This window comes from Chryseobacterium polytrichastri, from assembly GCF_900142445.1.
GTDB lineage: Bacteria > Bacteroidota > Bacteroidia > Flavobacteriales > Weeksellaceae > Chryseobacterium > Chryseobacterium polytrichastri.
In genome coordinates this window covers 24,336-33,138 of record NZ_FRAV01000051.1, presented here as the reverse complement: position 1 = coordinate 33,138, position 8,803 = coordinate 24,336, and the positions used below count along the sequence as shown (strand labels likewise).

Annotated in this window: 7 protein-coding genes; 3 read left to right on the top strand and 4 right to left on the bottom strand. The window is 33.3% G+C overall.

Translation table 11 applies throughout. The annotated features are described in order from the left end of the window. Positions 1-599: 599 nt before the first annotated feature. On the bottom strand, positions 600-926 hold the full coding sequence (locus tag BUB80_RS23890) for a hypothetical protein (protein WP_073297555.1): 327 nt from the start codon (positions 924-926) through the stop codon (positions 600-602). Positions 927-966: 40 nt separating this feature from the next. Between BUB80_RS23890 and BUB80_RS21305 the strand changes: the two genes are divergently transcribed. The 3 genes from BUB80_RS21305 (at position 967) to BUB80_RS21295 (ending at position 3,645) form a co-directional block, all read left to right on the top strand. Beyond that, the gene (locus BUB80_RS21305) at positions 967-1,149 is read left to right on the top strand and encodes a DUF5522 domain-containing protein (protein ID WP_029294953.1); all 183 of its coding nucleotides are present in this window, start codon (positions 967-969) and stop codon (positions 1,147-1,149) included. 1 nt (position 1,150) lies between these two features. Further along, entirely contained in the window at positions 1,151-1,678 is a 528-nt protein-coding gene (locus BUB80_RS21300) for a DUF4136 domain-containing protein (RefSeq protein WP_073297552.1), read from the top strand. A gap of 182 nt (positions 1,679-1,860) precedes the next feature. Further along, positions 1,861-3,645: an endonuclease gene (locus BUB80_RS21295; protein ID WP_073297549.1), complete on the top strand. Its 1,785-nt coding sequence runs from the start codon at positions 1,861-1,863 to the stop codon at positions 3,643-3,645. Positions 3,646-3,904: 259 nt separating this feature from the next. On the opposite strand, the gene BUB80_RS21290 is transcribed toward BUB80_RS21295, so the two are convergent. Genes BUB80_RS21290 through BUB80_RS23275 form a run of 3 tightly spaced genes read right to left on the bottom strand, consistent with a single transcriptional unit; the run spans position 3,905 to position 8,801 of the window. Further along, the gene (locus BUB80_RS21290; RefSeq protein ID WP_228433915.1) at positions 3,905-4,918 is read right to left on the bottom strand and encodes a hypothetical protein; all 1,014 of its coding nucleotides are present in this window, start codon (positions 4,916-4,918) and stop codon (positions 3,905-3,907) included. 1 nt (position 4,919) lies between these two features. Beyond that, a complete protein-coding gene (locus BUB80_RS21285) occupies positions 4,920-5,897 on the bottom strand; it encodes a hypothetical protein (protein WP_073297546.1) in 978 nt (325 codons plus the stop codon). Positions 5,898-5,903: 6 nt separating this feature from the next. Next, a complete protein-coding gene (locus tag BUB80_RS23275; protein WP_083547349.1) occupies positions 5,904-8,801 on the bottom strand; it encodes an OmpA family protein in 2,898 nt (965 codons plus the stop codon). Positions 8,802-8,803 lie beyond the last annotated feature (2 nt).

The following is an 8,803-nucleotide window of genomic DNA, read 5'->3' as shown; positions in this document are numbered from 1 at the left end:
AAGGAATATTGGTAAATACAGAGCAAGAGCAAAACCAATAGTTCCTAAAAATCAACGAAATAGCTTATGAAATACACTAACTTAATGACATTGGGCTAAAGCCCATTTCTATTGATATTGAAACCCATTTTAACATTAATTACAAATACTTTCTAAGGTGACATTGTTTTCTCTCCCACGGATTGCACAGATTTGCACAGATGATTGTGTTTATTTGTGGAAATAATTGGTGCCGTTTGTGTTTAAATTTATTATTACAAATACTTTCTAAAATGATGTTGTTTTCTCTCCCACGGATTGCACAGATTTGCACAGATGATTGTGTTTATTTGTGGAAATAATTGGTGCCGTTTGTGTTTAAATTTATAATTACAAATATTTTCTAAAATGATGTTGTTTTCTCTCCCACGGATTTCACAGATTTGTACAGATGATTGTGTTTATTTGTGTAAATAATTGGTGCCGTTTGTGTTTAAATTTATTATTACAAATACTTTCTAAAATGATGTTGTTTTCTCTCCCACGGATTGCACAGATTTGCACAGATGATTGTGTTTATTTGTGGAAATAATTTGTGGATTTTGTGTTTAAATTCATAATCACAAATATTTTCTAAAGCTCCAGAATTTTCTTTTTTTGAGATAATTTAAATTGCTTTCATTGGCGTACGCTTCTCGTTCAAATGAAATCCTCATATATGCCTGATAGCTATCTTTTAGTTTAAAAAACCAGTAATAATATTCGATGACATAAAAAATATAGAAGAAAATAATGAGCATTTCTAATTGCTGTTTTAAATGAATTTTTTCGTGATTGATAAGTATTTTATTTTCCTTATCTTCGGGTCTCCTAATGAAGATAAAAGGAAATAGAGCGATGCCACTGATCTTTAATTTTTTTAATGGCTTTTGGCATATAATTATCATAATAACAAATATAAAGTTTTTTGACTTAGCGATTTAACTTATGGCACTTTTCGATATCAAAGAGGGTGAAGACTTTTACTACAACGAACAAGGGTATAAGGTTTTCACAGAGAAATTTCACCTAAAAAGGGGACATTGCTGTAAAAGTGGCTGTAGGCACTGCCCATATGGCTACGATAAAAAGACCGATACATTCATTAAAAACGATAAAAAAAATAAATAAAATGAAAAAATATATTTTTATTTTGTTAGCTGCGGCTACTTTGGGTTTAACGTCTTGTAGTCCTTTCCAAGTACGTTCAGACTATGCTGATACTGCAAAATTCACTTCTTATAAAACGTATAAAATAAGAATTGATGACCTGAAGTTGAATGATATTGATAAAGACAGAGTTTTGAATGAGTTGTCTAAGCAACTTCAAACCAAAGGTCTTCATTCGGGAGAAAATCCTGATTTGATCGTAAATGTAAAAGCCAATCACAAGAAAGTAACGGATATTAATAATACTTCTCCATACGGAATGTATGGCTGGGGCGGGCCTTTCGGTTGGGGTGTTGGTATGAGCAGAACATGGACAAGCAACTATAATGAAGGTGCTATCATCGTGGATCTTGTAGATGCTAAATCCAACAAATTGGTTTGGCAAGGTATCGGAAGCGGAATTTCTGTAGATTCACCAAAAGCTAAACAAAGACAGATCCCTGCTATCATGGCGGATATTATGAAAAACTATCCTCCACAGAGAAAATAATAAGATTTAAATCAATCAATTATATTAATAGAGCCAGCGCAATTTTTGTGTTGGCTTTTTTTATTATAATCAATATAAGTTCCACAGTATTGTTGTTAACTGGAATGCAATACCTATTAAATTTAACAGTAATGTAATTTTCTATTCAAAAAAATATAGTAATCTTACTGTAAATTATTAATATGAAAAAAATTATCTTATTTCTTGTATGGGCGAGTTTCACCAACGCTCAAGCTCCTGTAGGATATTACAACGCTGCAAACGGACTTACCGGAGCCCCTTTAAAAACGGCATTAAGTTCCATTATTACCAACGGGCATCAGGACAAAGGTTACAACGGACTTTGGACTGCTTATAAAACGACCGACATCGACAAAAATTATGAAAATGACGGTTCTATTTTAGATATTTATTCTGAAAATCCTAGCGGACCCGATCCTTATAAATATACTCCAGGGACCAATCAGTGTGGAACGTATTCGATAGAAGGAAATTGCTACAACCGCGAGCACGTCATTCCTCAAAGTTTATTTAATGAAGCTTCACCAATGGTTTCAGACATCAATTTCATCAGAGCTACCGACGGAAAAGTAAACGGGATGAGATCTAATTATCCTTATGGGAAAGTAGGAACAGCCACGTTTACATCTAAGAACGGATCAAAGCTTGGAAATTCTGTTTCTTCAGGATATTCAGGAGTTGTTTTCGAGCCCATCAATGAGTTTAAAGGGGACGTTGCACGTATGATTTTATATTTTGTAACCCGTTATCAAAGTAAGCTTTCAACTTTTTCTTCAGGAAATATGCTCGGAAGCACTGCATTTCCGGGACTTCAGACTTGGGAGTTGAATGTGCTACTCGCTTGGCATAATCAGGATCCTGTTTCTCAGGCTGAAATTAACAGAAATAATGCTTCGTATGCCTATCAGGGAAATAGAAATCCGTTTATTGATAATCCAAGTTACGTTAACCAAATTTGGGGTTCTCAACAACCAGTCACAGATACACAGGCTCCGACAACAGTTACAGGCTTAACAATTTCCTCAAAAAAATCCAACAGTATTTCTCTTTCATGGAATGCCTCAACTGATAATGTGGGTGTTTCTTCCTATACTATTTATATGAACGGAAGCTTGAATACTACGGTAAGTTCAACATCTACAACAATTTCAGGATTAAATCCTTCTACAAACTATAATTTTTATGTTGTCGCAAAAGATGCAGCAGGAAATTCTTCAACAAATAGTTCTACCGTTTCGGGAACAACCAATACAGGAACATCTACTCCATCAACAAATTGTGTGAATGAAACTTTTGAAACCATCCCTGCAAGCAGTGCATCGTACTCAACAAGAACATGGACGAACGGAGGAATAAACTGGACCGCAACCGATGCAAGAACAGACCAAACAATTTCTAATAAAGCCATTACGGTAAGAGACGGTTCATTAACTTCAAGCAGCTCAGCTAATGGGATTGGATCATTAACAGTAACTACCCAACTGAAGTTTTCAGGAAACAATGGAACTTTTAATGTAAAAGTAAATGGAACAACGGTAGGAACAGTTCCTTACAGTACAACGGCTGCAACAACGACTATCAATAATATCAATGTTTCAGGAAATGTGGTTGTGAGTTTAGAAAATACCTCAGCCAGTAATAGAGTTGCGATTGATAATCTGAACTGGACCTGTTATTCAGGAACAGCAAAGCAAAGTTTTTCTTCTTTGGAAAAAGCTAAAGATTTAGAGATTTATCCAAATCCTGTTTCTCATCAAGAGATTTTTATAAAAGGTGAAACTCAAAACATTCAAAAAGCTGAGATCTATAATTTACAGGGAAAAGTGATGCAGACCATCTATCAACCCTTTAAAAATAGTAGAAGCTCACTTAAAATTAAAGACTTAGAACAGGGAATTTATATTTTAAAACTGGATAATACTACATTGAAGTTTGTGGTACAGTAAAAATTTAAAACCAGATTTGATTCGTTAATTTTCTAGCTGCAAAAAAAAATGAAAATTTCACGAAATTTTGTCATTGGATTGGTCGAATTTTCGATTTCTTAAAGAATCTCAACAATTAGATTTCTGAGCTAAGTTTAGATTCCTCCGGAATAACAAATTGGTCATTGTATTGAGATTGCTTCGTCGCTTACGCTCCTCGCAATGACAAAAAAAAGACTTCTCTTTAATAAGGGAAGTCTTTTTAGCTTTATTATTAAGTTTAATATGCCATAAACTCACTTTTCCCCTGAGGGATATAGAAATATCTGTTTAAAAATATTCCTCTTGTTCCTCCATCATAGTTTACTTTTGCCCAAAGTGCTGTGTTTCCACGTAAACGGTTATCATCTGTGTCCAGCATTAAGGCCACCAATTTACCGTCTGCAAAAAATTCTAATTTATATTTTTCTATGGGCTGCATTTTGAAAGTAGAACTTTTATACATTTCTGTAAAAAGGATATTAATATTTTTATTAATCACCTCTTTACTCTCATAAGTAGAAACATATAAATCTTTTAATGAATTATATTCCAGTTTTGCGATATTGTCGTATTCTTTATTTTGATAGATACTCCAAACTTCTTTATATTTCTTTAATAATTTAGTTTCCAATTCATTTTTATTCATTTTACGAAGGTCCATCGCATTTTCAAATGGAGCTTCCGAGTTGTAAGGAACATCAATAGTAACATCAACATTACCTTCGTAAAACGTTTTTCCGACACCAACAAATTTTTCTTTAATATATCCTTTGGCAATTTCCTCTTTCTTTTTAGGAAGAGAATAGGTCATGTACTCTGTATCTGGCGCTTTTTCGTTTTTAAGATCATAAGATTTTAAATCAAAATCAAGATCCGTATCTTCTACAAGCGTATTGAAAACCTCATCATATTCTTTAGATTTTCCCAAAGGATACATTTTATAGGAAATGGTATGTTTTCCACTCTTGAAAAGAACATGATTAATTTCCACAGCAGTATTGCCCAATGCTTTGTTAAATGCTTTTGTCAATTTAATTCCATCTACAAACATCTCAAAATAGCACTTATCATTAGAGTAACCAAGAGTATATATTTTCTCCGAAGGATAGTACTTCACTTGTTTCGAAATTTCATCTGCTATATTGTCTGCAGTTATCTTTGAATTTTGATTGACGCTATTTGCTGTTTGAGAACAAGCCATAAGACTTATTCCCAACAAAATAGACTGCATGTATTTTGTGAAAGTATTCATTCTAATACACCTTAAACTCTGTCTCACCTTGAGGAATATAAAATAAGTGTTTCAATTCTAGCAATCCTTTTCCATAACCAGACTTCATATTACAAATTAGAGCATTGTCTCCTTTCGTTTTTGGGTTAGAACCATCCGCATAAAGTGCCACTAATCTTCCCTCTGCAAAGAAACGCATCTGATATTTTTCAATAGGGAGTATTTCGATATCGCTATTGAATAATATTTCTCCTGCCTCATTCCAAGCCGCTTTTACTTTTTCTGGCGAAGCGTACTCTGCCACCATCTGGTTTTTCAATTTATCAAATAAAAGGCGGGCAACTTGATCTTTGTCTTTGCTCTGATAAATACTACGGACCTTATTATATTCTTTTACTAATTTTATCTCCAGTTCTTTCTTATCCATTTTACGTAAATCCTGTGCTTTCTCAAATGGAGATTGATTGGTATATGGAACTTCTACATTAATATCAAAGCTACCTTCATAAAATGTCTTTCCTGCTCCCGAAAATGTATATTTGGAATAATTCTCTGTTACCTTTTTTTCATTTTTGGGAATACTGTATTCCATATAAGTGACATCATCTGCATTTTTATTTTTCTGATCATAAGAACTTAATGTCAACTTCAAATCTGTATTATCAGGAAGTACTTCTGAACTTGCAGGGTAGATTTTATAAGTAACCTTTTGTTTTCCACTTTTAAAAATAGCATCATTTATTAAAAATGCAGATCCTGTTTGCGCTTCATCATATTCTTTAAATGACGGCATATCATTTACTAAAATCTCAAAATAGCACATATGATTGTTATAGTTAAAAGTATATTGTTTTTCGGAAGGATAATGTTTAATCTGTTTTGTAATCTCTTCTACTATATTGTTTGCATTAATATTCGTGTTTTGCATAATTTCATTTTTACTTTGAGAACAAGCCGTCAAACTTGTAATAAATATTAAACTTAAAAGCAGTTTTTTCATATTTTATTATGATTTAAATAATTGAATTTCATATAATTTAACTTCAAAAGGCTCAACAAGTGTAAAAGGTGTAGGTTTACCATCATTAGTTTCTATTTTACTTGTTCCAAAAATAGAAGTTCCTATAAGACTTCCTTTATATTTCCCTTCAATTCCCGAACAGTATAATATTTTTTCTATAAACAAACCTTTCCCTTCTATCACATTCACTCCATACTTTAATTTTACACCTACACCTCCACTTAGCTCAATGTCTATTTTTCCTTCAACCTTTGCCTGAAGAGGGTTAAATTTAAACATTAATTTGAATTCTCCTTGAATTTTGGCTTCAAAACTAATCTGTTCTTTTATAATAGACTCATTCTGTGCACTGGCAACCAAATTTCCAAGTTTATCTACAAAGCTGTAACTATTTGTAAGGAAATTATATTTTATATTCTGTTCAAACATAATATCTCCTCTCACTGAAATTTCTCCTTTAACAGAAGTTCCTAATTTTTCGAAATACTGTTCTATTTTACTACTATTTTCTCTATTTTCTTTTAATTTTTTTTCTGTTCCTTTAGGATGTACAGCACCTTTGATACCATCAATAGTCTTAGTTATCAACTTTATAAGATCAAATTCTTTTTTAAAGTTGACCGCTACCAATGGATCAGCCTTTATATTAGCTTCATACACTAAGGCTAGCTTTCCATTTTTCTGCTTCTGATAATACATTCCTGCATTCACAGCAATAGCCGGTGGAATCAATTCAACACCCGCATCATTCATCTTTTTAAGAATACTTTCAGCCTTTCTTGCCATTTTAGCAAATTTTTCCAGCTTGGTACTTATATTTTTACCTCTTGTAAGATAGATCATTAATAAATCTATGATGATTCCTACCACTACAAAACCATAGATTACTGCGGCTGCGGCAAATCTTGTATACTGAGTTTGTTTTATTAAATTCGTCTGAGTACCCGAAAGAGAAAGCTCTTGCCCAGCCTTCTCAACTGTACGATTGTGATAAGTATGTATTCCATAAAAGTAGCTTTTTGCCTGACTTTCAATATATTTCAATAAGGTATGCTCAACAATAAAATTTGCAGGAATTAATCTGTAAATCTTATAAAAAGTAGTTTCCTTCAATTCATTAAGAACATCAGAAATTCCCTGCTCTAAGACAAAATTTTGCTTATGAAAATAATAAGGCATTACAGTTTCTTCTCCATTATACTGAAAATGCCCAATCCATACTACATCCGGGTAAACCCTTACTTCCAGCGTTGCTTTTTCTTTGTCAGCATAATAGGCGCAGCTGTTGATATGAAACGCAAACTGATAATAGATCTTTGAAATAGGATTTAAAAATTTCCCCAATAACAATACATAGTTTTTAGGAAAAGCTGACTGTTGAGAAAAAACAATCTGTTTTATACTATTTCCAGTTTTTGGAACAAGGTCTTTACTATCTGTTTCATTTACATAGATGATATTTTTATTATGCTTTTCTTTCCTGAAACAACCTTTATCCGAACGGTTTAAAACATTTACCGTAATCTCTTTCATTTTGTTTGCATCCGGCGCAATCATTTCATAAAAAAGAGCATTTTGGTTGTATTCTATATAACTGAATTCTATCTCTACCCTTCTGTTTTTCTTATAAGCTTCTTCTGTTTTTCCGGAAGCGATAGGACTCACTTCTCCATATCCTCTTGTCTTAATCCTGTTTTTATCTAATCCTCCTTTCGAGAAAAAATCTTTTACTGCTTGCGCTCTTCTTTCAGAAAGAGCTTGGTTATAATCTAACGTTCCTCTGTCATCAGCATGCCCGGAAAGGGTCATATCTAAATGCTGATTATAGAGCAAAAAGTCTAGCAGGTATTTTAAAGTGTCGCGAGCCTCAGAGCGGATATCAGATTTATCAAAATTAAAATGAACTTTTGCTGTTGTATATTGAACTACAGGTGACGTTTTTTTGAAAGTAGTCTGTCCTTCTCTAAAAACCTCAAAAGTTTCGCCATTATCTTCTATATTGATTTGTTTATAGGTGCAAAGGTGATTTACTTTAACTTCTTTATCCGCCGCACCCACTTTTACTGGAGCATTATTGGTAAGGGTTACCATATTCTGCTTTATGGGAACAATATTGTTTTTAACTTTTAAATATCTCCCGTGGATGATCTGCTTCTTGTTATCTTGTACATAACTGTTTCCATCTTTTACTTTAACGTAAAACAAATTATCTTCCGTTCCTTTCTTCCAAGACGGCTGAATGGTAAATTCTGTGTTAACTTCTCCTTGAATAACTTTAGCTTGCTTCTGAAATACTTTGGTCTGCTCGTCATCTTTTGTAGGATCATAATTTCTATCAAATACCCTTCCCGCCACTTTACCAAAAGTAACTTCATTATTGAGGCGATATACTTCTATTGTAAGCGTTTGTTGATTCAAACCTTCTGTTTCCAATCCCAGAAAAACATTCTCTCCAAATGAAAATTTACGGGCACGCTGATCCTCACCTCCATTTTGCAGAGACCATTTGCTACTGACAAGCAAAGCTGGAGAAAATCCTTTTACATAGAGTCCTGTATTATTTTTAGTATCCCTATTTCCGAAAAGAGTGGATTCAATATAATAATAGGCTGAAGCGCCACACTCTTTTTTTTCAAAAGCATAGCCGTATATTTGGCTTGGTCCAATCTCTTTTTTATTGATGATCATCTCTCTGGTATAGTCCTGTCTTATCCAGATCGTGCCTTTCTTTTTATCTACATCCGTGGTTCCTGACATCCACTCGGAAACTTTAAACCAGATGAGTTTGCCAGCTTCAACACAAATACGGTTTCCTGATCGGCTTAATACTTTTGCATTCACCTCGTTTGTAGCTATATCAATCTTATTTACTCCTTTTCCCATGT